The organism is Streptomyces sp. NPDC001515, from assembly GCF_053597115.1.
Genome location: NZ_JBSFHN010000005.1, coordinates 11,896 through 35,463, shown reverse-complemented (window position 1 = coordinate 35,463; position 23,568 = coordinate 11,896). Strand labels below are relative to the sequence as shown.

The following is a 23,568-nucleotide window of genomic DNA, read 5'->3' as shown; positions in this document are numbered from 1 at the left end:
CGGCCTGTTCAGCGACGCGGATGCCACGCGCCGCCCGGCCGTCCGGACGCGGCTGTGTATATTCGGGGCAAAACTAAGGGGTCTAGGCAGCAGGGCTGTGGGGGTACGGAATGGCGCGCGCGGGGCTCACGACCGACCGGGTCGTGGTGGCGGCGGCCGATCTCGCGGACGCGATCGGCTTCGACCAGGTCACCATCTCCGCGCTGGCCCGGGGCTTCGGCGTCAAGGACGCCAGCCTCTACTCCCATGTGAAGAACCTCCAGGACCTGCGCACCCGGGTCGCCCTGCTCGCCGCCGGCGAGTTCATCGACCGCATCGAGGCGGCCGTCGCCGGCCGGGCCGGCAAGGACGCCCTGACCGCCTTCGCCGATGCCTACCGCGCCTTCGCGCTGGAGTGCCCCGGCCGCTACCGGGCCACGCAGATGCGCGTCGACCCCGAGATCGTCGCCGCTTCTCCCGCGTACCACCGCACGCTCGACACCACCGCGTCCATGCTCCGCGCCTACGGGCTCACCGAACCCGACCTCACCGACGCCGTACGTCTGCTCCGCAGCACCTTCCACGGCTTCGCCGCCCTGGAGGCGGCCGACGGCTTCGGCGCGGCCCGCTCCGTCCAGACGTCCTGGGAGCGCGGCGTCGAGGCCCTGCACTACCTCCTGGAGCACTGGCCGGCCGCCGTGGGGGAGGCGGACGGGCCGGGGTGAGAGCGGTCGGATGCCGGACTTCCGCTGTTCCGGCGGGCCGTGGCGGGGGAAGCTGTCCGTATGGACGCAACCGATCGGGCGGACGCGGTCGCCCGTGATCTCCGGGCGGCGCTGGACCGGACGACCGCCCTCGCCGACACTCCCGTACGGACGACCGTGCGGCGGCTGCTGACGGCCGCGGCGGAGAATGCCCTGGACGTGGACTGGGTGGCGGCGCAGCGCTGTCTGACCGCCGTGATCCACCTCGACGAACAGGCCGCGGAGATCGCCCGCTCGTTCGCGCGGGCGCTGGAATTCCCCTATGCCGTGGCGGAGTTCGGCCGGCACCCGGACGCCACGGACCCCCCGCTCGTCCCCTCCGACGAGGACACGGTCGCCACCAAGTCCATTCGTGTGCGGTACGGCCCCGCCTCCGACGTGGTGACGGGCGCCCGTCCCGGTGACACCGGGGTCGTCGAGTCGGCCGCCCAGGCGGTCGCCCGGCAGTCCGAGACCGAGCTGATGAACGAGGTCCTCGCCGGCGGGGCCGTCGCGGCCTCCGTGACGGCGGCGGCGTCCGTGGTCCGGGCGAAGCTGGAGGCGACGACCCAGCGCCGCAAGGACACCCTCGAAGCGGAGACCGAGCGGCTCAGGATCGCGTCGGAGGAGCGGGTGGCCCGCCTGCGGGCCCGGGGCGAGGAGGGAGGCGAGCCGGAGACCGGTCCGGAGAGCGCCTGACACGCGGCGCGGTCCGGTGGGGGCCGCCACCGCGTCCTGCCGGGCCGTGCGCCCGTCGTGGGGTCCGGGGGGCCGCCGGTGACCGGTACGCGGGAGCCCCCGGCGGCGGCGGTGGTCCGTCGCGGCCGGGGGCCGTCGGGGTGGGGCGGGTCAGGGTGCGCGGCGGTCGCGGGCCTCGCGGATGAGCTCGGCGTAGCGCCGGCCGCTGGACTTGACCGTGCGGCGCTGGGTGGCGTAGTCGACGTGGACGAGGCCGAAGCGCTTGTCGTAGCCGTAGGCCCATTCGAAGTTGTCGAGCAGGGACCAGGCGAAGTAGCCGGCCAGCGGGGCGCCCTTGCGGACGGCGCGGGCGCAGGCGGAGAGGTGTTCCTCCAGGTAGCGCGTGCGCTCGGGGTCGTGGACGGAGCCGTCGGGGAGGACGACGTCCTGGTAGGCGGAGCCGTTCTCGGTGACGTAGAGGCGCTGTACGCCGTACTCCTCGGTCAGGCGCAGCAGCAGGTCCTCCAGGCCCTGGGCGTGCACCTCCCAGTCCATGTGGGTGTGGCGGGAGCCGGGGAGGTACACCTGCTTGGCGTGCGGGACGGGGCCGGCCGGGTCGGCGGTGACGACCTGGCGGAAGTAGTAGTTCACGCCGAGCCAGTCGAGCGGTGCGGAGATCAGCTCCATGTCGCCGTCCTGGACGGGGAGTTCGACTCCGTACAGATCGAGCATGTCCTGCGGGTAGCCGCGCCCGAGGATCGGGTCGAGCCACCAGCGGTTGGTGTGGCCGTCGCCGCGCAACGCGGCCGCGCGGTCCGCCTCGCGGTCGGTCGCCGGTTCCACCGGGCTGAGGTTGTTGACGATGCCGATCCGCGCGTCCGGGGAGAGCGCGCGGATGGCGCGGACGGCCAGGCCGTGGCCCAGGTGCAGATGGTAGGAGGCCCGGACCGCCGCGGTCAGATCGGTGAGACCCGGGGCCATGGTGCCTTCGAGGTGGCCGATCCACGCGGAGCACAGTGGCTCGTTGAGGGTCGCCCAGTCCTTGACCCGGTCACCGAGCCGGTCCACGACGACCGAGGCATATGCGGCGAAGTGCTCCGCCGTCTCCCGTACGGTCCAGCCGCCCCGGTCCTGGAGGGCCTGCGGCAGGTCCCAGTGGTACAGGGTGGCGAAGGGGGTGATCCCCGACTCCAGGAGGCCGTCGACGAGGCGGTCGTAGAAGTCGAGGCCGGCCTTGTTGACGGGGCCGTCGCCGCCCGGGACGACGCGCGGCCAGGCGATCGAGAAGCGGTAGGCGCCCGCCCCGACCTCCTTGATCAGGGCGATGTCCTCCGGCACCCGGTGATAGTGGTCGCAGGCCACGTCGCCGGTGTCGCCGCCGGCCGTCTTCCCCGGGGTGTGGGAGAAGGTGTCCCAGATGGAGGGTGCGCGGCCGTCCTCGGCCACGGCTCCCTCGATCTGGTACGCGGCCGTGGCCACGCCCCAGGTGAAGCCGGCCGGAAGGGCACTGAGGTGGTTCACCGGATTCCTTTCCTTTGCGGTCACTTGACGGCTCCCGCCGTGAGGCCGGCCACCAGATACCGCTGGAGCAGCAGGAACCCGGCGACGATCGGCACGCTGACGACGAGGGAGGCGGCCATGACCTGGTTCCAGTACACGTCGTTCTGCGTGGCGTAGCCCTGGAGGCCGACGGCGAGCGTGCGGGTGGTGTCGTTGGTCATCACGGAGGCGAAGAGCACCTCGCCCCAGGCCGTCATGAACGCGTACACGGCGACGGCGACGATGCCGGGCACCGCGGCCGGGACGACGACCCGGAACAGCGCACCGAGCGGTCCGCACCCGTCGACCAGCGCCGCCTCGTCCAGATCCCTCGGGATCGAGTCGAAGTAGCCGATGAGCATCCAGATGGAGAACGGCAGCGAGAAGGTCAGATACGTGAGGATCAGTCCGCCGCGCGAGCCGTACAGGGCGATCCCGGTGCTGTTCCCGATGTTGACGAAGATGAGGAACAGCGGCAGCAGGAAGAGGATGCCCGGGAACATCTGCGTCGACAGCACCGTGACGGTGAAGACGCGCTTGCCGCGGAACTTGTAGCGGCTCACGGCGTACGCGGAGAACACCGCGATGATCACCGAGAGGACCGTCGCCGTGCCCGCCACGATCAGCGAGTTGACGAAGTAGCGGGCGAGCGGAACGGTTTTCCAGATGTCGAAATACGGCTTGACGGTCAGCCCGGACGGGATCCAGTGGAACTTCCCCGACACGTCCTGGAGCGGCTTGAGCGAGCTGCTGACCATGACGTAGACGGGCAGCAGCGCGAAGAGCGCCAGGAACGTCAGGACGACGCGACGGGTCCACAGGAAGGACTGCGGCGCGGCCATCGGCGAACGGGTGCGGGAACGGGGGCGCGAGCGTGTTCCCCGCGAGGCCGGCAGCGCGGCCGGCTGGGCGTGGCTAGGCATGGGAGCCCTTCCTTCCGCGCGAGGTGACGAACAGGTAGACGGCCGTCACGAGCAGCAGGAACAGCAGCAGGAGGACGGACATCGCCGATCCGGTGCCGAAGTTCCAGGTGACGAACGACGACTGGTAGATGTGGATCGAGATGAGGTCCGCGCTCGAAGGCGCGGCTTTCCCGAACAGTACGTACGGGGTGTTGAAGTCGTTGAACGTCCACAGGAACAGGACGAGGACCAGGACCTGGTTGACCGGGCGCAGCGAGGGCAGCGTGATCTTGCGGATCTGCTGCCAGATGCCGGCGCCGTCGATCGAGGCGGCCTCGTACAGTTCGCGCGGGATGTTCTGGAGGCCGGCCATCACGATGAGGAAGGCGAACGGCCAGCCCTTCCAGACCGAGACGATGATCAGCGCGTAGATGCTGTTGTCCCCGATCAGCCAGAACGACGGCTGGTCGGTGAGCCCGAGCTGGTCGTGGATCACGTGGTTGATCAGCCCGTTGTCCCGCTGGAACATGAACGCCCAGGTGATCACGGCCGCGTAGACGGGCAGCGCGTACGGGACCAGGAAGATCGCCCGCAGGATGCCGCGGCCGCGGAAGTTCTCCTGGAGCATGATCGCCGCCGCGACACCGAACAGCCACGCCAGGCCGACGGCGAAGAAGGTGAAGACACAGGTCACGAAGAACGAGTGCAGCAGTGCCTCGCCGATGGGGGCGTTGATGTCGACGGCGACCTTGTAGTTGTCGAAGCCGCTCCAGGGCGCCCCGCCCCAGTTGTTGATGTAGAACTGCGTGAGCCGGCGGAAGCTCATCACGATCCCGATGATCATCGGGATCACATGGACGAGGAGTTCGAGCAGGACGGCCGGCAGGAGCAGGAGATAGGGCAGTCCGCCCTGGCGGATCCGGTCGGGGATGCGCGGCAGTCTCCCGCGCGCATCCCCGGTGCCCCGGCTCGTCACCCCGCCCGATGTCCGCTTCGGGTGGTCGGTGGTCACGGTGGCGGTCATGAAGCTGCCTTACTGCTGCATCGTCTGCTGGGCCTTTTCGAGGCGCGCCTTGACGGATTCGGTGGTCACGGAACGTCCGGCCGCGGCATCGGCCCACAGTTCCTTGACGGCGGTGCCGACGGCGGTCTCGAACTGCGACTCGTTGGGCACCTGCGGCAGCGGCGCGGCGCTCTTGGCCAGGGTGTCGCGCAGCACCGCCAGGTCGGGCGCGGAGAAGGCGGCGTCGGCCTGGGCGGCCTTGACCGGCGGGATGGATCCGTAGGTCTTGTTGAGCAGCTTCTGCTCGGCGTCGCTCGTCATGAACTTCACGAACTTCTTGGCGCCGTCGAGGTTCTTGGTGTTCTTGAAGACCGCCATGTTGATGCCCGCGACCATCGAGTTCACGTTCTCGCCCTGGCCGGGGGTACCGGAGGGGACGGGCACGGGGGCGGCGCCCCAGTCCTCGGGCTTCATGCCCTGGGAGGCGAAGGTCGAGGCCGCGGCCTGCCACAGCACCATCGCGGTCCTGCCCTTGGCGAAGTCCGTCAGGGACTGGTTCTGGGCGTACTCGGCGTTGCCGGGCGCGATGATCTTGTCCTTGGCCATGAAGTCGATGTACTGCTTCACGGCCGCGACGGCGCCGTCGGAGGTGAAGGTCGGCTTGCCCTCGGCGTCGAAGAAGTCCGCGCCGTGCTGCCGGCCCAGGACGAAGGTCTGGTGGATGTTGTTGGAGAGGTTCGATCCCTCCGCGCCCAGGCCCCACTTGCCGTCCTTGGAGAGCTTCTTGCCGTCCTCGACCAGCTCGTCCCAGGTGGCCGGAGGCTTGGTGATGCCGGCCTCGGCGAAGCTCTTCTTGTTGTAGTAGAGGGCGTACGCCAGGGAGTAGAGGGGCACCGCGGCCGGGTCCTTGCCCTCGGCGCCGGCCGAGGCCACCGCGGAGTCGACGAAGCGGTCCCGGCCGCCGATCGCGTCGAAGTTGGCCTTGTCCCAGGGGAGCAGCGCGCCGGTCGCCTGGAGGGACGCGGACCAGGTGTTGCCGATGTTCAGGACGTCCGGGCCCTGGCCGGACGTGGTGGCCGCGAGGATGCGGTTGAGCAGGTCGGCCCAGGGCACGACCTCCAGCTTGACCTTGATGCCGGTCTGCTCCTCGAACTTCTTCAGCTCGGGGGTCAGGATCTTCTTGTCCGCCTCGATGCTCGGGCCCTGATTGGACGCCCAGTACGTGAGGGTCTTGGGTGAATCGTTGCTGCCGCCCGAGGACGTGCCGCCGCCGCAGCCGGTGACTCCGGCGGCGATGGAGACGGCGAGGGTGGCGGCTGCCGCGGCTCTGATGGTGCGCATACGGGATGGCCCCTTTCCGGGGAGGAAGGCCGTGTCCGGGAACCGAACGACCTTCAGGTCTTAATTTATGACGTGATTTAAGAGGTGAGGGAAGGTCGCGTCAAGTCCCGCGGTCGCGGTATGTTGCGGGAAGGGAAGGAGCCACATGGCTGAGCGCAACAGACGGACCGTGCGTGACCTGCGACGGGGCAACCGGGCCCGGGTATTGCAACGGTTGTATTTCGACGGCCCGCTGAGCCGCCAGGAGCTGGGTCCCGCCACCGGGCTCAGCTCGGGGTCCATCAGCAACGTCGTCGCGGAACTCGTCGCGGAGGGCCTGCTGGAGGAGGCCGGTGTCGTCGACTCCGACGGCGGCCGCCCCCGTACGCTCCTGCGCGTCGCCCCCGGCGGGGGACTGCTCGTCGGCATCGACATCGGGGAGACCCGGATCAGGGTCGAGCTGTTCGACCTCGCGCTCACCGAACTCGCCCGCACCGAACGCCTGCTGGCCCAGCACGGCTACGACGTCGACCGCATCGTCGGCCATGTCCGCAGCGGCGTCGCGGACGTCCTGCGCGACGCGGGGGCCGACCCGCGCTCACTGCTCGGCATCGGCATCGGCGTCCCCGGCATCATCGAGCGCGACGCCCCCGACGGCGCGATCGGGGACGTGGGCTCGGTCGTCCACGGCCAGACCATCGACTGGAGCGCCGTCCCCTTCGAACGGCTGCTCCGCGACGCCGTCAAGGTCCCCGCCGAAGTGCCCTTCTTCATCGACAACGGCGCCAAGACGCTCGGCCAGGCGGAGATGTGGTTCGGTGGCGGACGCGGCGCGGGCGCCTCGGCCATCGCCCTCATCGGCTCCGGCGTCAACGCCTGCGTCAACCGGGGCGACCTGCTCGACGACGACCGCGACAGCATGGCCCTCGAATGGGGCCACACCACCGTGCGACTGCGCGGCCGCCGCTGCCGCTGCGGCTCGATCGGCTGCCTGGAGGCGTACGCCGGCGCCGAGGCCATGCGCCGGCGCTGGCACGAGGCCGGCGGCCCGCTGCCCGCCGACGCCGACGACGAGACCGCGCTCGCCGCCCTGCTCACCGCCGCCTACCCGGACGACGGGGCGGACCCCGATCCGCTGGCCGTCTCCCTCCTGGACGAGACCGCCGAATGCCTCGGGGCGGCCCTCGGCGACCTGATCAACCTCTTCCTGCCCGAGCGGATCCTCATCGGCGGCTGGGCCGGACTGCTCATCGGCCCCCATCTGCTGCCCGACATCCGCCGTTACGCGGAGGAGTACGCGCTGCGCCACGCGGCGGCCCGCACCACCATCGAGATGGGAAGCCTGGGGCCCGACGCCGTGACGGTCGGCGCCGCCACGCTGCCCCTCTCGGACTTCCTGGCCCGGGGCGGCAGCCGCCCGTCGCCCGAACCGCGGCCCGCCGCCCCGGCCCCCGGCTTGCGCACGGCCGCCGACACCGTACGCGGCAGGGACCGCGCCCGTTCCGCGCCGGACGCGACGAGGTGAGGAGGGCCGTGGCTCAGGACGGCGTCCGGGAGGCGGGACGCCACTCCGCGGGCCAGGGCACGTCCCGGGCCGCGGCCCCCCGCACACCGAGGCTCGCCCGCGCGTGCTCAACGAACCGGCTCCGCGCGGCGCGGAACTCCTGAAGGGCCTCGTCCCAGTTCTGCTCGGTCTCCAGGGGAACGCCCCGGGCCAGGCACTCCAGCCGCCACAGGCAGTGGTCCACGGTCTTCGACGCGGTGTTCGCCTCCGTGTCACCGAGCAGCCCGAGCGTCTCCGACAGTGCCGAGCGACGGGACTCCATCTCCCCGAGTTCGGCCAGCACCTCCGGCGTCGGCTCCAGCTCCATCGGCCCGGTCACCAGCCCCTGCGCGGCGGCGACCATGTGGTAGCGGGCCGCCAGCTCCTTCACCGCGTGGGCGTACTCCGCATAGGCCGTCAGACGCCGCTCGTCCCACCGCACGGACTGCTGCCTGCGCCACTTCGCCCGCTCGTTCAGGCTGCTCACCGCCCACGACAGGAGCGCGCCCAGGGCGACACCCGCGAGGGGAAGAATCCGTTCGGTCACGCTCACCAGGGCCCCCGATCCACATCCACCGCTACCCTCCGATCCTTTACGGCCGCGCCGCCCCGCACAACACGCGGCGGCGCGCTCCCCGATCCGGCCCGGTCCGAACGGAGGACCCCGAGGCACGGCAGGACCGCGGTTACGCCGATTCCCGCACCACCAGCGCCGGTTCGAAGATCACCGAGGTCGCGGCGCCGTCCGGTGTGCCGAGACGTTCGATCAGCAGCCGGGCCATCTCGGCCGCCATGGCCTCCACCGGCTGGCGGACCGTCGTCAGCGGCGGCCGGCAGGCGGACGCCGCGCTGCTGTCGTCGAAACCGACCACGGCGACGTCCTCGGGCACCCGCCTGCCGTGCTCCCGCAGGACATGGCACGCGCCCACGGCCATCAGATCGTTGGCCGCGAACACCCCGTCGATGTCCGGGTGTTCGGCCAGCAGCCGTTCCATGGCCGCCTCGCCGCTCTCCTGGGTGAACCGCCCCTCCGCGATCGGGGTGTACGCGTGGCCGTGCCGCGCCATCGCCTCGCTGAAGCCCGTCAGCCGCTCCTGGCCGGCGGGCACGTTCAGCGGACCCGCGATCGTCGCCACCCGGCGGCAGCCCCGGGCCAGCAGATGTTCGGCGGCCAGCCGGGCACCGTCCTGGTGGGCCAGGTCGACATAGCTGATCCGGACCGGCCGGGCCGGGCGCGCGTACAGCACCGCCGGGAGCCCGGCGTCGGTGAGCAGGCCCGGCAGCGGGTCCTCCGCGTGCGTCGAGACCACCAGCGCGCCGTCCGCGCTGCCCTGCCGCAGGAACGACACCACGTCCTCGCGCGCCCGGGTGGTCTCCGCGAACATCAGCACCGGATGCATCCCGCGCGGCCGGAGATAGTTGACCACCCCGGTCACCACCCGCCCGAAGAACGGGTCGGCGAAGACCTGGGCGGTGAACGACGCCCCGTCGTCGCTCTCCGTCCCCTCCGCCCCCTCGACCGGCTCGGACTCCACGCCCGCCCCCGACACCACCAGCGCGATGGCGTCCGTGCGGCGCGTCACCAGGGAGCGCGCGGCCCGGTTGGGCGCGTAACCGGTCTCGGAGACCGCCCGGCGCACCGTCTCCTGGATCACCGGGTCCACATTGCGTACGCCGTTGATCACCCGGGAGACGGTGGCGCGGGAGACCCCGGCCGCCCTCGCCACGTCTTCGAGAGTGGGTGTGCCGGCCGGTCTCGGGTCATCCGTCATGAGCGCATTTATAGCACCAGCGGAGAGCGCTCTCCATCGTGCTCCGAACCGTTACCGGATCCTTTCCCGGGCGAATCCGCCGGAGCCCTGGCCACCACCCCCGCGGCCAGCGGCAGATCACCCGCCGAACGCCCTGCGAGCAGCGTGAATCCGCCCGGCTCCGTTTCCCAGCCGCCCCGCTCGGGCGACCAGTGGGCCAGGGCGCGCGCGTCCAGCCGGACCACCGCGACCGTGCTCTCGCCGGGGTCCGCCTCCACCGCCGCGTATCCCACGAGCCGGCGCACCGGCCGCTCCACGGCCGACGCCTCCCGCGCCAGGTACACCTGCACCACCTCGCGACCGCGCCGCCGCCCGGTGTTGCGCACCCGGACGCGGACGTCGAAGGGCTCCCCGGACGCCACGGACGCGGGGGTCGACAGCTCCTGGTACGCCCAGTCGGTGTACCCGAGGCCGTGGCCGAACCAGTACGCCGGGGCCACGCCGGAGCGCAGCCAGGCCCGGTGACCGATGTGGAGGCCCTCCTCGTAGCGCAGCGTTCCGTCCGGACCCGGCGCGGTCGTGAGGACGGGGACGTCGCGCTGCGCGGCGGCCCAGGTCGTGGGCAGCCGGCCGCCCGGCTCGGACCGCCCGAACAGCACGTCCGCCAGACCGTCACCGGCCTCCTGCCCGGGGAACCAGACGAGCAGCAGCGCGGGCACCCGCTCGTGCCAGGGCAGGGCGACCGGGCCTCCGGAGTTCACGACGACGACCGTGCGCGGGTTGGCGCGTGCCACGGCCCGTACGAGCGCGTCCTGTCCGTCCGGCAGAGCCAGGTCCGTACGGTCGTGCCCCTCCGACTCGCTCTGCTCCGTCGTCCCGACGACCACCACGGCGACGTCGGACACCCGGGCCGCCGACACCGCCTCGGCCCGTGCGAGACCCGGATCGGACGGGGGAGGGGCGGCGGCCAGGACCGTCGCCACGCCGGAGCCCGGGGCAAGTGCGCGCCGGGCCACCACCTCCACCTCGCGGTCCGCCGTCAGCGCGGCGCGGGCGGTGCGCAGCGGCGGGGCGACATGGACCCGGGTCGGATCGTCGCTGTCCACCGGGAAGTTTCCGTTCAGCACCTCGTGCCCGTCCACCGAGAGGGAGATGCGGCCCCAGCCGCCCACCGCCCAGGTCCACTCCCCGGTCGCGCCCGGCCGGAACAGGGCGCGGATCTCCACGGCCGCGGCCGGGCCGGCCGGGACCGACGGCTCGACGATCCGCCCGGACAGCCGGTGTTCGGCGTGCAGTTCGCGGCCCCGCTCGTCCAGCAGCCGGACGAGCACACCGGGTTCGCCGGTGCGCGGATCGCGGGCCCGGTCGCGGCCGAGCGGGACGGGACGCGGCGACGGCGGGAGGCCGGGGCGGTAGGACACGGCCGCCACCCCGTCCAGCGCCTTCTCGATCCCGGCCAGCGGGGTGACCACGCTCTCGGGAAACACCTCGGCGCTGCCGCCGCCCTGGACGCGTACGGCCGTGGCGTGCGGACCGATCACGGCGACCGAGCGCAGGGCCGCCGGGTCGAGCGGCAGCAGCGCGTCGTCGTTGCGCAGCAGCACCGCGCCGGCCGAGACGGCGCGGCGCAGCAGCGCGCGGCGGGCGTCGGGGGCGGGGGCCGGCCGCCGCGCGGGACGCTCCGGTCCCAGGGCGCCCACCCGTCCGGCCAGCCGCAGCAGCCTGCGCACCTTGTCGTCGACCGTCGCGGCGTCCACCAGCCCCCGCTCCACCGCGTCGAGCAGCCCCGCCGCCCACGGCCCCTCCGGGCCCGGCATCGCCAGGTCCTGGCCGGAGCGTGCGGAGTCCAGCAGGGTGCGCACGCCTCCCCAGTCGGAGACGATCGTCCCGTCGAACCCCCACTCCTCCTTCAACGGGTGCTCCAGCAGCGGGGAGGCGGACATCGTCACGCCCTCCACCCGGTTGTACGCGGACATCACCGCCCACACCCCGGCGTCCACGGCGGCCTCGAACGGGGCGAGGTAGACCTCGCGCAGCGTCCGTTCGTCGATGCGGACGTCGACGGTCAGCCGGTCCGTCTCGGCGTCGTTGCCGACGAAGTGCTTGGCGGTGGCCGCCACACGGCCCGACTGGATGCCCCGGACGAGCGCGGCACCGGTCCGCCCGGTGAGCAGCGGGTCCTCGGAGAAGCACTCGAAATGCCGTCCGCCCAGCGGCGACCGGTGCAGGTTCAGCGTGGGCGCGAGGAGTACGTCGACCCCCTTGCGGCGGGCCTCCGAGGCGAGCAGTGCGCCGAGGCCGGTCAGCAGCGGCTCGTCCCAGGTCGCGGCGAGCGCGGTCGGGGAGGGCAGGACGAGGGAGGTCTCGCGTTCGTCCCAGGTCTCGCCGCGCACTCCGGCCGGCCCGTCGGAGAGGGTGAGCTGCCGCAGCCCGATCGCCGGTTCACCGCGGGTGCGCCAGGTGCTCGCGCCGGTCAGCAGCCGCACTTTTCCCGCCGTGTCGAGCTTGTCGAGCAACGCGTCGATCTCTTCGTCCGTCATGGCGGCCGTGCTCCTTCGCGCACCGCGCCCCCATGATCGGAGAGCGCTCTCCCAGGATGTCGCGCCCAGCGTCGCTGGCCGACGCCGACCGTGTCAATGGGGACCGTGACGCCCGTACCGCGATGCCCGGTCCACCGCGCGGAAGTGGCCTAGGATGCCTGCGGTCGTCGGTTCCGGGGGAGGGCGCGCCATGTCGGGTGGAGGCGCGAGAGGGCTGCGCGGCACGGTCGTACTCGTTGCGCTCGCCCTCGTGGCGGCGTGCGGCGGAGGGGGAGCCGGTCCGCGACCGGGCCCCTCGGCCTCCGGCGCCGTCTCGTTGGAGCTGGAGGAGATGAGCCCGTCCGACGACTGGCTCGGCCTGATGCTGCGTCTCTCCAACGGAACGGCCGCCCGCCCGGACGTCGTCGTGCGGCTGCACATCGGATCCGGCCATTCCGGTGACCCCCTGCCGGACGTGGAGGAGAAGTCGGGCCACGGCTGGACGAAGCTGCCGCTCAGGAAGGACGGGAGCGGCGCGTCCGGCACGTTCCGGATGGGCCTGCCCCACGGCGGCACGACCGCCTTCCTGGGCTTCACGCCGCACGGGCGACCCCGGGCGGAGGGCGACGCGCTCCCGCTGGACATCAGCGTGTCCGACGGCGCCCGCACGCTCGTGCGGGCGCACGGGGGCGTGCACCCGGTGGCGCTGTCGCTCGGCAGGGCCGAGCTCCACGAACCGGCCTCCCTCGGCGACGGGCCGTGGACCGAGGTGCGCTACACCGTCACCAACCGTTCGCGCACCGCCTATCCGCAGGCCACGGCGCTGGCCGAGTTCCGTGCCTGCGTGAGCGGACTCGACGGTCCGCAGTCCGCCGGCACCTGCGGTCCGGGCTCGGACAACCGCCGGGTGACGGCGGAGCTGCGCGTCCAGTGGGACGACGGCGGGCGCTGGAAGGACGTGGCCCCGCCGGACGACGGCTCCCTCGGCGGCGACACGCTCACCCTGCCGATCGGAGCCCTGCCCGCGGATTCGGCGCGTCCGCTCCGGCTCCGCTTCGCCGGCGCCCGCGCCCTGGACGGCGGCGTACGCCTGCTCACCCTCACCGCCCGGGTGACCGGACGGGCCCCGGGAGCTTCCGCGCGCTCCGTGGGCACCGCCCCGCCCACCACCTTCGCGCTCCGCTGACGCCCCGTGCGCCCCTGGTGGACGGGTTGGCCGGAACGCGCTGTGCCCTTGTCATCACCCGTTGTCTGCACATAAGTTGACCGCTTGCGACGTGTCCTACAGCAGTGGGGGAGCCACACCATGGCCGCGAACGGACGGCACCGCAAGTACCAGCCGAGCCGCATCAACCGGGCCTCGCTGACGGTCACGGCCGGCGGCGCGGGCATCGCCCTCCCGCTGATCACCGCCGCCTCCGCGGGCGCGGCGTCGGCCGACGTCTGGGAGAAGGTCGCCGCGTGCGAGTCGAGCGGCGACTGGCACATCAACACCGGCAACGGGTATTTCGGCGGACTTCAGTTCACCCGCTCGACCTGGGCCGCGTACGGCGGGACCCTGTACGCCCCGCGCGCCGACCTGGCCACCCGGGACCAGCAGATAGCCATCGCCGAGAAGGTCCTCAAGGGCCAGGGACCGGGCGCCTGGCCGGTCTGCTCCGGGAAGGCGGGCCTGTCCCGGGGCGGGGACACCCCCGACATCAGCCCGCAGACCGAGCACACGGCCCCGGTGGCGAAGCCGGCCACCCGCACGCCCGCCGCTCCCAAGGCCGCCCCCGCCGCGACCCCGACGACCGTGCCCGGCGTGCGCGACTCCTACACCGTGGCGCGCGGCGACTCGCTCTCCGGGATCGCGGCCGAACGGCACGTCACGGGCGGCTGGCAGCGGCTCTACGCGGACAACCGCTCCGTCGTCGGCGACGACCCGGACCTCATCTTCCCGGGTCAGCGGCTGAGCATCGGCACAACGGCGCGGACGGTCTCCGGCACGCCCCCGAAGAAGGGCGCCACGTCCTCGGACCACGCCGAGGACGCCTCCGCCGGCCAGAAGCGCGCGGCCAAGGCCGCGCCCGAGGCGGCCCGCCCGGCCGCGACCGAGACCGCCCGGCCCGAGCACACCCAGCAGGCGCGCCCCAAGCCGGCCGCCACGCCGAAGCGGACCCACCCCGCACCCGCCGCCAAGCCCAAGCAGACCCATCCGGTCGCGCCCAAGAAGACCGAGAGCCACAAGACCGAGAGCCACAAGCCCGAGCGGGCGCGGAAGCACACCGGGCTCACCGCCCCGGTCGCGGCCCGGACCGGTACCCCCTACCACCAGTCGGGATCCTGGGCGAGCGGCTACCACACGGGTGTCGACTTCCCGGTGCCGACCGGCACCTCGGTGAAGGCCGTGGCGTCCGGCACGGTGGTCTCGGCGGGCTGGGGCGGGGCGTACGGCTACCAGGTCGTCATCCGGCACGGCGACGGCAAGTACAGCCAGTACGCCCATCTCTCCTCGCTGCTGGTCCGCTCCGGCCAGCACGTCGGCGGCGGACAGCGCATCGCCCGCTCCGGTTCGACCGGCAACGTCACCGGACCGCATCTGCACTTCGAGATCCGCACGGGCCCCGGCTACGGCTCCGACATCGACCCGCTGGCCTACCTCAGGGCGGGCGGCGTCAGCGTCTGAACGCCGGGCCCGTCACCGGTCCCGGCGGCAGATCCCACGGGCGCGGCGCTCGTGTGCGCGCCGCCGCCCGGACCCGGTGCCGGTCCGAACTCCACCCGGTACAGCCGGTGGCGCAGCGGCGGCGCCGGGACCGCCCCCAGAACCACCGCGGGCCGCCTCGGATCCTGGGGCGCGGGCAGGGGCACCGCGTCCGGGAAGACCGGCTCCTCCGCCGTCGGCGGCCCGTCCGGCCGGCCGGACGGTGTGCCCGCCGGGACCGGCGAGCCGGCGGGCCCGGCGAAATCCCCGCGCTCCCCGGGCGCGATGGCGGTGGCGAGCGTGGACGAGGAGGCGGACCCCGCATCGGAGGGCCCGGCCGACGCGTCCGCCGCGCGCTCCGCACCCATCCGCTCGGTGGTGAGCATGATCAGACCGCCCGCCGCGACGGCCCCGCACACCAGGGCGAGCAGGGTCCCCACCGTGCCGTGCCGGAACTGCTCGCCGAACAGCGTGAGACCGACCGCCGCCGCCACCACCGGATTGACCACCGTCACGGTGGCCAGCGGCGCCGTCAGCCCGGCACCCCGGTACGCGGCCTGGGACAGCAGCAGCCCCGCCCCCGCGAGCGCCGCGATCACCAGCAGCGACGGCAGGCCCTCGCCGACCTGACCGGAGGTCCACCGCATCGCCACGGTCTTCGTGAACACCGAGGCGATCCCGAAGGCCACGCCCGCCGCACCGGCCAGGACGACGCTGCGCACCACGGGCCGCCGCATGGCCCGCGAGAGCAGCATCAGCGCCGCCACCGCGCCGAACGTCACCACGGCGAGCATCAGTTGCTGCGGACCACCCAGCGCGTGCCCGTCCGCGCTCCCGGTCAGCGCCAGCAGTCCTGCCAGCCCCGCGGTCGCCATGACCGCGCCGCGCCAGGCGGTCGCACCGGCCCTGCGGCGCACGAACACGGCGGCCATCGGCAGGGCGAAGACTATGGTCAGCGCGCCGAGCGGCTGGACGAGGCTGAGCGGTCCGTACGCCAGCGCCACCACGTGCAGCAGCGCGCCGAGACCGTTCAGGACCACCGCCGCCCACCAGACGCGGTTGCGCAGCGGGGTGAGGGAACCGCCGTCCTCGGAAGCCGCCGCCACGCGCTCCTGGACGATCGCCCCGGCCGCGTAGGCGACCGCGGAGACCAGTGACAGCAGCACGGACAGCGCGAGGGAACTCATGTACACCACGATCTCCCTTCAAAGCCTCCGCGTCGTCGTCCCTGAGACGGCGATTTCACGTACTGCTTTGGTAGTACGGGAGCAGCCCGGGTGTCCTCCTCCCGACGGTAGTCCTCCTCGCGGCCGACGTCAGAACGATCACCGCGCGACGGTACGGTGAACGGCGAACCCGTGGCACGGCGGGTGGCCGTCGGGCCACGGCGGGTGACCGGGCAGAGGGAGGCGGCGACCGTATGACGGAGGGCGAGGACGCGGGCCCGGGAGGGTTCTTCGCCGGGGCGAGCGCCCCGGTGCCGGGCGGCGCGCACCGTCCGCTGAGCCGGTTGTACGCGGGGGAGGACGCCCCGCTCACGGCCCGCCTGGACAGCGTCGCCCGGCGGCTCGGAACGCCGGAGCGGCGGGTCGCCGCCTCCGTCGCGCAGCTGGGTCTCGCGGCCCGGCTCTGGTCGCTCGCGCTCGGCCCCGCGGCGCTCACGGGCACTTTCCCCGACCTGCGGCCGGAGCTGCTGTGCTGGGACCCGGGGCCGTCCGCCCCCGACGACCTCAGGCTCGACGGGGACACCCGTCTGCCCGGCACCGCCGACCGGATCCGGGAGACGGTCCTCCACGGCCATCTCGTCCCGCTCGTCGCGGCGGTCCGCCGGGACACCCCCGTGTCCGAGCGGCTGCTGTGGGGCAACGCGGGATCCGCCCTGGCGGGCGCCGCCGGGCAGTTGGCGGCGTGGGCGCGTACGCACGGGCGGCCGGACGCCGCGGCCCGCGCCCGTGCCCTGGCCGCCGCGCTCCTCGACGATCCGCGCCTGCGCGGCACGGGCGCGCCGCACGCCTCCGGCTTCCGGCGGCGCACCTGCTGCCTCTACTACCGGGTCCCGGGCGGCGGGCTGTGCGGCGACTGCGCCCTCGACCAGGTGCCGCGCGGACGCCCGGGCGCCGCCGGGAGGGGCTGAGCCGCCGCGCCGGCGGGGTGGATGTGGGGCGGGCGGCGTCCCGCCCGCCCCACGGCTCGGGCGTTCAGCTGCTCAGCTGGAACTCGGCCCGGATGCGCTTGCCCACCGGCACCCGCTCGGCGGTCAGCCGGTCGCAGACCGCCACGACGATCTCCATGCCGTGCCCGCCGGGGCGCGTGGGATCGGGGGCGTACAGGTGCGGAAGGGAGGAGCTGCTGTCGTACACGGTCACGCTGACGCGCTGCGCGGTGCCCTCCAGCTCCAGCAGATAGGGGCCCTGGCTGTAGCGGTCCGCGTTGGTGATCAGCTCGCTCACCGCCAGCATCAGATCGCTGCGGGTGTGCTCGCCGAAGACCGCGAACAGCTCCGCCGCCAGCCGCGCGAGGAAGTGGTCGGCCAGGGCGCGGGCGCGGGCGATGCAGCCCGGCTCGCCGTCGAACACCTCGGCGCTGTGCAAGACCTCGGGCGTCGGGTCCCCGTCGGGACACCCGGCGGGCCCGGAGGTGACCTGTTCGTTCATGTGCTCCCGCCAGGGTGACGCAGGGGAGGTCGGTGACCATGTCTCGGCGTGCGCATACCCGCGCACGGCCGTCCCACTCCGGACCGGGGCGGGTGGATCCTCGGAGATCCGCCCGGCGCTCACGCGGCTCCACCCGGAGCGGGCACGGAGGCGGCGGGGTCCGGGCGGTCCGCGGCCGGTCGCGGGCGCTGTTCGCCGACGGGCAGCGTGAAGCGCACCCGGGTCCCCCCGGTGTGCCCGGTATCGATCCCGATCCCGCCGCCGTGGACCTCGACGATCTTGCGGCACAGCGCCAGCCCGATGCCCGTGCCCTCGTACGCGTCCCGCCCGTGCAGCCGCTGGAAGATCACGAAGACCTGCTCGGCCGACTCGGGCGCGATGCCGATGCCGTTGTCCGTCACCGACAGCCGCCAGGTCTCGCCGTCCCGGACGCAGTCGATCCGGATCCGGCACGGAACCCCGGGCTGCCGGAACTTCACGGCGTTGCCGATCAGGTTCCGCCACACCATCGCGAGCGCGGTCGGGTCGCCGGTGACCTCCGGCAGCGGGGCCTCGCGGACGATCACGGCCCCGGCCTCCTCGACAGCGAGCGCCAGATCGGCCAGGGCGCGGTCCAGACAGGAGTCGAGCGAGACCGTCCGCCACCGGTCGTGGACCCGGCCCACCCGGGAGAAGGTCAGCAGATCGTCGATGAGCACCTGCATCCGGGCCGCCCCGTCCACCGCGAAGTCGATGTACTGGCGGGCCCGCTCGTCCAGCTCACCGGCGTACCGTTTCTCCAGCAGCCGGCAGAACGAGGCGACCTTCCGCAGCGGCTCCTGGAGATCGTGCGAGGCGACATAGGCGAACTGCTCCAGCTCCGCGTTGGAGCGCCGCAGCTCCTGCGCCTGCCCGTCCAGCAGCGCCTCGCGCTCCCGCGACTCGGCCAGTTCGTCCACGATGCGCCGGCGCATGTCCTCGACGGCGGCGGCGACCGCCCGGACGTCGGACGGTCCGCGCACCTCGATCCGGTTGCCGAACGCCCCCGCCCGCACCCGGTCGGACGCGGCGCTCAGCCGGCTCAGCGGCCGGCCCACCGTCCGGTGCAGCAGCAGACTCAGCGAGACCACCGCCAGCAGCAGCACGGCGACCAGGCCGATCACCACCTGGTCCCGGGTGGTGCGGGCCCGCTCCAGATCCGCGCGGGCACGGTCGCGCGCGCTGTCCAGATGGTCCTGCTGCGTGGCGTAGAGGCGGCGCAGCGCGTCGAAGCCGTCCTTGCTGCCCCGGATCGGCCGCGAGGTCTCCGAGGCCGGACCGCTGCCGCGGACGGCGGCGATCAGCGGCTCCGCGTGATGGGCGCGCCAGCCGCGCGCGGCGGCCTCGATGCGGTCCAGATCGCCGGCGAAGGGCTGTTCGTCACCGACCAGCGTCCGGACCCGGTCCAGCCGCTCCCGCTCGGCGCGCTGCCCCGCCTGGTACGGGTCGAGGAAGGAGTCGTCCCCGGTCAGCGCGAATCCCCGGACCCCGGTCTCCTGGTCGAGCAGGGCGTTCTGAAGCTGGAAGGACGAGGACCGGGCGGGCTGGATCCGGTCCACCAGTTCCGTCGTACGGTCGGAGATCCGGGACATGACCAGCGCTCCGGCCACCAGCGCCCCGCACACCACGAGCACGAAGCCGCCGAGGATCAGATGGACCCAGTTCTGTACGGACAGCCGGGCGAGGGCGCCCGGGCGGTACGGATCCGTCGAGGGGCGCGGACGGATCACCACGCACCCCCGCGTGCCCAGCCGAGGTGCAGCACCGCCACGTCGTCGGCGAGCCCTCCGTAGGGGGCGGCGGCCCTCGACGCCTCGGCGACCAGCGCGTCGACGAAGGGGCGGGCGCCCAGCGCCCCGTTCCGGCGGGCCAGGGCGAGCAGCCCGTCCTCGCCCAGCCGGGTCCTCGGGCCGGTGCGCCCCTCGAAGAGCCCGTCGGTGAACAGCACGATCCGCCCGTCCGCGGGCAGCGCCAGCTCGGACACCGTCCAGCGGCCGGTGCCGGGGAGCACCCCGAGGGCCAGTCCCGGATCCGGCTCCGACCAGCTCACCGACGTGCCGCTGCGCAGCAGCAGCCCGGGGTGCCCGGCCCTGACCACATCGACCCGGTCGCCGCCGGGCGGGAAGGACACGGAGGTGAGCGTGGCGAACAGATGCGGGTCGGACCGCTCGGCGACCAGGATCTCCTCCAGGACCCGGACCTGTTCGAGCCGGTCGGTCCCGCAGAGCACCGCCGTCCGCCAGGCCACCCGCAGGCAGACCCCGAGCGCGGCCTCCGCCGCCCCGTGCCCCGAGACATCGCCGATCACCGCGTGCACCGTCCCGTCGGACGTCTGCACCACGTCGTAGAAGTCACCGCTCAGCAGCCCGTGGGCCCGCCCCGGCTCGTACCGCGCCACGGACTCGAAACCGCCGTCGCGCAGCAGCGGAACCGGAAGCAGTCCGCGCTCCAGCCGGGCGTTCTCCCGGGCCATCAGCCGGTTGGCGCGCAGCGCTCCCGCCGCCCGCTCGACCTGCTTGCGCTGGAGCGCGTACCGCACGGAGCGGGCCAGGACCTGCGGATCGAGCCGGCCCTTGACCAGATAGTCCTGCGCGCCCGTGGCCACCGCCGCGAGCCCGGTGTCCGCCTCGGCCGTGCCGGTCAGCACCACCACGGCGGCGTCGGGGGCCGAGGCGACGAGCCGGGTGACGGCGTCCACGCCGACCGCGTCGGGCAGATGGAGATCGAGCAGCACACAGCAGGGCGTACGGCAGCCGGCCAGGAACGCCTGGGCCTCGGCCAGCGTCCGGCACCAGGTCGGGGCGGAGTCCAGCTCGCCGTCGGCGAGCATCTCCTCGACCAGCAGCGCGTCCCCCGCGTCGTCCTCGACGAGCAGGATCACGGCGTCCACGTCCCACACCGAACCGCCGCCCGCGGGACCGGGCTGGGCGTGGACGGCGTCGACGGGGACCGGGGACACCTCCGCCGTGCCCGCAGGAAGTTCCCTCACGTACCGCCCCCCGGGCCTCGCGCCGCCGTGTCGCTGCGAAGCATATGTGACGCATCTGCGGCGGAAACGGCCGGTGCGCGGCCCGTTCGCGGCCCCGATCCGACCGATACGGAGCAGCCCCGGGCCCATGGCAGACTTGACCGGGGCGTTCGCCGCCACGTGGGACACAGACAGAGGAACGGCAATGACGGTGACAGAGGACAGCCCGGAGACCGCGCCCGGCATCGAGGAATTCGGTCCCGGGATCGACCCGGAGCGGCTGGCCGTCTGCCTGAGCGTGCTCGACGAACTCGACTCCATCGAGATCGACCACCCGGACGCGATCGCGGTGCGCCGGGCCACGGCCGGCATCTACCGGACCGTGAAGCAGCGCCGCCGCCAGGAGCGCCGGGCCGCCAAGACCGCGCACGACAAGGCCGTCACCGAGGCCACCGCGACCGGCTCCGCCGAGCGCATCGACGACGAGACGCAGGGCGTCCTGCCCTCGTCCACGGCCACCTCGGAGATCGCGGGCGTGCTGCGCCGCCCCCGCTCCTGCTACGTCTGCAAGACGCGGTACGTCGAGGTCGACGCGTTCTACCACCAGCTCTGCCAGGACTGCGCCCGCGAGAACCGGGCGCGCCGCGACGCCCGCACCGACCTCACCGGGCGCCGGGCGCTGCTCACCGGCGGACGCGCCAAGATCGGGATGTACATCGCGCTGCGGCTGCTGCGCGACGGCGCCCACACCACCATCACCACGCGGTTCCCCAACGACGCGATCCGCCGCTTCAAGGCGATGCCGGACAGCGACGAGTGGATCCACCGGCTGAAGATCGTCGGCATAGACCTGCGCGACCCGGCCCAGGTCGTCGCGCTCGCCGACTCCGTGGCCGCCGAGGGGCCGCTGGACATCCTGATCAACAACGCCGCGCAGACGGTGCGCCGCTCGCCGCGGGCATACAGCGAGCTGGTCGCCGCCGAGTCCGCCCCGCTGCCGGCGGGCGAACTGCCGTCGGCCGAGGTGATCGGCACCTTCGGCAGCGGCTCGGTGGACCGGGTGGCCGCGCTGCCGGCCGCCCGCTCGGAGGCGCTGACCGCACAGGACGTCACCGAACTCGCGCTGGTGAGCGGGTCGGCGTCGCCGGCGCGCATCGCCGCCGGCACCGCGATCGACGCGGGCGGGCTCGTCCCGGACCTGCACTCCACCAACAGCTGGATCCAGACAGTCGACGAGGTGGAGCCGATCGAGCTGCTGGAGGTCCAGCTCTGCAACTCCACCGCGCCCTTCATCCTGATCAGCCGGCTCCGTCCGGCGATGGCCGCGACCGCCGCGAAGTACGCCTACGTCGTCAACGTCTCCGCGATGGAGGGCGTCTTCGGGCGCGGGTACAAGGGCGCCGGCCACCCGCACACCAACATGGCCAAGGCCGCGCTGAACATGCTGACCCGCACCAGCGCCCAGGAGATGTACGAGAAGGACGGCATCCTGATGACCGCCGTCGACACCGGCTGGATCACCGACGAGCGCCCGCACCCCGACAAGATGCGCCTGGCCGAGGAGGGCTTCCACGCCCCGCTCGACCTGGTGGACGGGGCCGCCCGGGTCTACGACCCGATCGTGCGCGGCGAGTCCGGCGAGGCGCTGTACGGCTGCTTCCTGAAGGACTACGCGCCCGCCAACTGGTGAGCGGAGCCGCCGACGGGCGGCGCAGGGACCTCTGCAGACCCGGCCGGAACCTCTTCCGGCCGGGTCTTTTCCCTGGACAATGGCCGAAAGTGACTCACTGCACACGTTCCATCGAGCAGGGACGCGCTCATTTGGTTAGGCTGAGGGGAACGGACGCCACCAAGGGATCCACGAAGACCCCTCGGCCGTCCTGGGACAGGTCCGTCAACCGGATCGCCGTCCCGCCTCTCACCCGGCGCCACCGCGACCGAACTGATCCTGCCCTGCCCCGCACCATGGGCGGTCGACGACCGGATATGACGCCGTAGCGTCGGTTGCGCCCGGGGCTACGCGACACAAAGGAGTGCGCGGTGACCACACCCGAACTGACGAAGCACGAGAACCGGCCCGCCGAACGACGCGGAGAGCGGGCCCGCCGGCCCGAGCCGCTCCGCAACATCGAGGTCTGGGCCCGGTCCGCACCGATCCGGCTGGCCGGCTACGAGGACGACCTCGCCGAGCCGCACATCCTGCCTGGCATCGACTGAGTGCTCCGCCCCCCCAGGTCACACCGGCTCCGGCCCCGCCCCGCACAGGGACGGGGCCGGAGCCCTTTTCCGGCGGGGTCAGAAGACCGCGTCCGCCACGGCCGCCCCGCCGAACGAGAGCCCGACGCCCGCGGCCACGGTGACCACCAGATACCCCGCCGCCAGGACCAGCCGGCGGGCGGAGGTCAGGGTGAGCAGTTCGTACGAGAAGGTCGACCAGGTCGACAGCGCCCCGCAGAAACCGGTGGCCAGCAGCAGGTTCAGCCGGGTGCTCAGATCGCCGTCGGTCACCGCCTCCGCCAGGAAGCCGAGGATCAGGGCGGCTGCGGCGTTGGCCGTGAAGGTGCCCCACGGGAAGGCGCTGTGCAGGCGGAACTTCGCGTCGACGCCGAGCAGATAGCGCACCGGCGCCCCCACCAGACCCCCGGCCAGGACGAGCAGCATGTCGGTCACGGGGCGTCGCCCTCCGTGCGGTAGGAGCGCCCGAAGGCGGCATGGGTGGCGAGCGCGCCAGCGGTGACGGCGGCGAGCGCGCACACCACCGTCAGCACCAGGCAGCCGACCGCGTACCCCGGCTGATCGTTCTCGAAGAGCTGGCGCACGTTGTCCGTGTAGTGCGAGAAGGAGGTGAAGCCGCCCAGGACCCCGGTTCCCAGCAGCGGGCTGATCAGCCGGGGCGCGTGCGGGAAGCGCAGCTTCAGCGTGACCATGAGGATCCCCATCAGGAAACAGCCCACCGTGTTGACCAGCAGGATCGTCCAGGGGAAGGCCGAGGCGGCGTTCGGCCAGATGTCCTCGGCGCTGTGCCGCGCGGCGGCTCCGGCGGCGCCGCCGACCGCGACGACGGCCACGACGGACCACTGCACCCCGGGGTGGTGGTCGGGGTGGGTGCGGAGGTGCAACCTCATCTTCTGGCGCATGCCGCGAACCTAGGGAAGCGGGACGCGCGCACGGGGCTGAGCGCGCCCGAAGGGCCGGGACCGCACCTGACTGGGCTATCGGACACGCACACAGGGTGATAATCGTCTCACTCTGTGCGTGGATGGCT

At 73.2% G+C, this 23,568-nt stretch carries 21 protein-coding genes; 8 read left to right on the top strand and 13 right to left on the bottom strand.

The genetic code is table 11. From position 1 onward, the window contains the following. Nucleotides 1–110: 110 nt before the first annotated feature. On the top strand, nucleotides 111–704 hold the full coding sequence (locus tag ACWCXC_RS07915; RefSeq protein ID WP_450887320.1) for a TetR-like C-terminal domain-containing protein: 594 nt from the start codon (nucleotides 111–113) through the stop codon (nucleotides 702–704). A 60-nt stretch (nucleotides 705–764) separates the two neighbouring features. Further along, nucleotides 765–1,421, top strand: coding sequence for a hypothetical protein (locus tag ACWCXC_RS07910; protein WP_450887318.1), 657 nt, complete (start codon nucleotides 765–767; stop codon nucleotides 1,419–1,421). 150 nt (nucleotides 1,422–1,571) lie between these two features. Here the strand turns inward: ACWCXC_RS07910 and ACWCXC_RS07905 are convergent, their stop codons facing one another. From ACWCXC_RS07905 to ACWCXC_RS07890, 4 genes are all read right to left on the bottom strand, one after another. Then, nucleotides 1,572–2,921 (bottom strand): GH1 family beta-glucosidase, encoded by a 1,350-nt coding sequence (locus ACWCXC_RS07905; RefSeq protein WP_450887316.1) that lies wholly within the window; start codon nucleotides 2,919–2,921, stop codon nucleotides 1,572–1,574. A 20-nt stretch (nucleotides 2,922–2,941) separates the two neighbouring features. Beyond that, on the bottom strand, nucleotides 2,942–3,781 hold the full coding sequence (locus ACWCXC_RS07900) for a carbohydrate ABC transporter permease (protein WP_450686000.1): 840 nt from the start codon (nucleotides 3,779–3,781) through the stop codon (nucleotides 2,942–2,944). Nucleotides 3,782–3,854: 73 nt separating this feature from the next. Beyond that, nucleotides 3,855–4,865 carry a carbohydrate ABC transporter permease gene (locus ACWCXC_RS07895; protein ID WP_450887314.1) on the bottom strand — a complete coding sequence of 337 codons (1,011 nt, stop codon included), beginning with the start codon at nucleotides 4,863–4,865 and terminating at the stop codon, nucleotides 3,855–3,857. A 9-nt stretch (nucleotides 4,866–4,874) separates the two neighbouring features. Next, entirely contained in the window at nucleotides 4,875–6,185 is a 1,311-nt protein-coding gene (locus tag ACWCXC_RS07890; RefSeq protein WP_450685997.1) for an ABC transporter substrate-binding protein, read from the bottom strand. A 145-nt stretch (nucleotides 6,186–6,330) separates the two neighbouring features. On the opposite strand from ACWCXC_RS07890, the gene ACWCXC_RS07885 reads away from it, so the two are divergent. Then, nucleotides 6,331–7,689 carry an ROK family transcriptional regulator gene (locus tag ACWCXC_RS07885; protein WP_450887312.1) on the top strand — a complete coding sequence of 453 codons (1,359 nt, stop codon included), beginning with the start codon at nucleotides 6,331–6,333 and terminating at the stop codon, nucleotides 7,687–7,689. A 13-nt stretch (nucleotides 7,690–7,702) separates the two neighbouring features. Here ACWCXC_RS07885 and ACWCXC_RS07880 read toward each other — a convergent pair whose 3' ends face one another. The 3 genes from ACWCXC_RS07880 to ACWCXC_RS07870 form a co-directional block, all read right to left on the bottom strand. Beyond that, a complete protein-coding gene (locus tag ACWCXC_RS07880) occupies nucleotides 7,703–8,260 on the bottom strand; it encodes a hypothetical protein (RefSeq protein WP_450887310.1) in 558 nt (185 codons plus the stop codon). A gap of 133 nt (nucleotides 8,261–8,393) precedes the next feature. Further along, on the bottom strand, nucleotides 8,394–9,479 hold the full coding sequence (locus tag ACWCXC_RS07875) for a LacI family DNA-binding transcriptional regulator (protein WP_450887308.1): 1,086 nt from the start codon (nucleotides 9,477–9,479) through the stop codon (nucleotides 8,394–8,396). Nucleotides 9,480–9,487: 8 nt separating this feature from the next. Beyond that, nucleotides 9,488–11,998: a glycoside hydrolase family 3 C-terminal domain-containing protein gene (locus ACWCXC_RS07870; protein ID WP_450887306.1), complete on the bottom strand. Its 2,511-nt coding sequence runs from the start codon at nucleotides 11,996–11,998 to the stop codon at nucleotides 9,488–9,490. Nucleotides 11,999–12,188: 190 nt separating this feature from the next. Between ACWCXC_RS07870 and ACWCXC_RS07865 the strand changes: the two genes are divergently transcribed. Both ACWCXC_RS07865 and ACWCXC_RS07860 read left to right on the top strand, forming a co-directional pair. Beyond that, nucleotides 12,189–13,163: a hypothetical protein gene (locus tag ACWCXC_RS07865; protein ID WP_450887304.1), complete on the top strand. Its 975-nt coding sequence runs from the start codon at nucleotides 12,189–12,191 to the stop codon at nucleotides 13,161–13,163. Nucleotides 13,164–13,283: 120 nt separating this feature from the next. Beyond that, entirely contained in the window at nucleotides 13,284–14,645 is a 1,362-nt protein-coding gene (locus ACWCXC_RS07860; protein WP_450686181.1) for a transglycosylase family protein, read from the top strand. Here ACWCXC_RS07860 and ACWCXC_RS07855 read toward each other — a convergent pair. Continuing rightward, on the bottom strand, nucleotides 14,615–15,859 hold the full coding sequence (locus ACWCXC_RS07855; RefSeq protein WP_450887302.1) for a DMT family transporter: 1,245 nt from the start codon (nucleotides 15,857–15,859) through the stop codon (nucleotides 14,615–14,617). The genes ACWCXC_RS07860 and ACWCXC_RS07855 overlap by 31 nt on opposite strands. 224 nt (nucleotides 15,860–16,083) lie before the next feature. Between ACWCXC_RS07855 and ACWCXC_RS07850 the strand changes: the two genes are divergently transcribed. Then, on the top strand, nucleotides 16,084–16,797 hold the full coding sequence (locus tag ACWCXC_RS07850) for a (2Fe-2S)-binding protein (protein ID WP_450887300.1): 714 nt from the start codon (nucleotides 16,084–16,086) through the stop codon (nucleotides 16,795–16,797). A gap of 64 nt (nucleotides 16,798–16,861) precedes the next feature. Here ACWCXC_RS07850 and ACWCXC_RS07845 read toward each other — a convergent pair whose 3' ends face one another. From ACWCXC_RS07845 to ACWCXC_RS07835, 3 genes are all read right to left on the bottom strand, one after another. Continuing rightward, nucleotides 16,862–17,317: an ATP-binding protein gene (locus ACWCXC_RS07845; protein WP_450685970.1), complete on the bottom strand. Its 456-nt coding sequence runs from the start codon at nucleotides 17,315–17,317 to the stop codon at nucleotides 16,862–16,864. Nucleotides 17,318–17,436: 119 nt separating this feature from the next. Beyond that, nucleotides 17,437–19,065 carry a sensor histidine kinase gene (locus ACWCXC_RS07840; RefSeq protein ID WP_450887609.1) on the bottom strand — a complete coding sequence of 543 codons (1,629 nt, stop codon included), beginning with the start codon at nucleotides 19,063–19,065 and terminating at the stop codon, nucleotides 17,437–17,439. Next, on the bottom strand, nucleotides 19,062–20,294 hold the full coding sequence (locus tag ACWCXC_RS07835; RefSeq protein ID WP_450685974.1) for a PP2C family protein-serine/threonine phosphatase: 1,233 nt from the start codon (nucleotides 20,292–20,294) through the stop codon (nucleotides 19,062–19,064). The genes ACWCXC_RS07840 and ACWCXC_RS07835 overlap by 4 nt, the downstream gene beginning before the upstream one ends. 214 nt (nucleotides 20,295–20,508) lie before the next feature. On the opposite strand from ACWCXC_RS07835, the gene ACWCXC_RS07830 reads away from it, so the two are divergent. Together ACWCXC_RS07830 and ACWCXC_RS07825 are read left to right on the top strand one after the other, a co-directional pair. Further along, complete coding sequence (locus ACWCXC_RS07830) at nucleotides 20,509–21,993, top strand: SDR family NAD(P)-dependent oxidoreductase (RefSeq protein ID WP_450887298.1); 1,485 nt, start codon at nucleotides 20,509–20,511, stop codon at nucleotides 21,991–21,993. 350 nt (nucleotides 21,994–22,343) lie between these two features. Then, on the top strand, nucleotides 22,344–22,520 hold the full coding sequence (locus ACWCXC_RS07825) for a hypothetical protein (protein WP_450685972.1): 177 nt from the start codon (nucleotides 22,344–22,346) through the stop codon (nucleotides 22,518–22,520). A gap of 78 nt (nucleotides 22,521–22,598) precedes the next feature. Here ACWCXC_RS07825 and ACWCXC_RS07820 read toward each other — a convergent pair whose 3' ends face one another. Both ACWCXC_RS07820 and ACWCXC_RS07815 read right to left on the bottom strand, forming a co-directional pair. Next, on the bottom strand, nucleotides 22,599–22,973 hold the full coding sequence (locus ACWCXC_RS07820) for a fluoride efflux transporter FluC (RefSeq protein ID WP_450887296.1): 375 nt from the start codon (nucleotides 22,971–22,973) through the stop codon (nucleotides 22,599–22,601). Continuing rightward, nucleotides 22,970–23,440 carry a fluoride efflux transporter FluC gene (locus ACWCXC_RS07815; protein WP_450887294.1) on the bottom strand — a complete coding sequence of 157 codons (471 nt, stop codon included), beginning with the start codon at nucleotides 23,438–23,440 and terminating at the stop codon, nucleotides 22,970–22,972. Before ACWCXC_RS07815 ends, ACWCXC_RS07820 begins: the two co-directional genes overlap by 4 nt. Nucleotides 23,441–23,568: the final 128 nt, after the last annotated feature.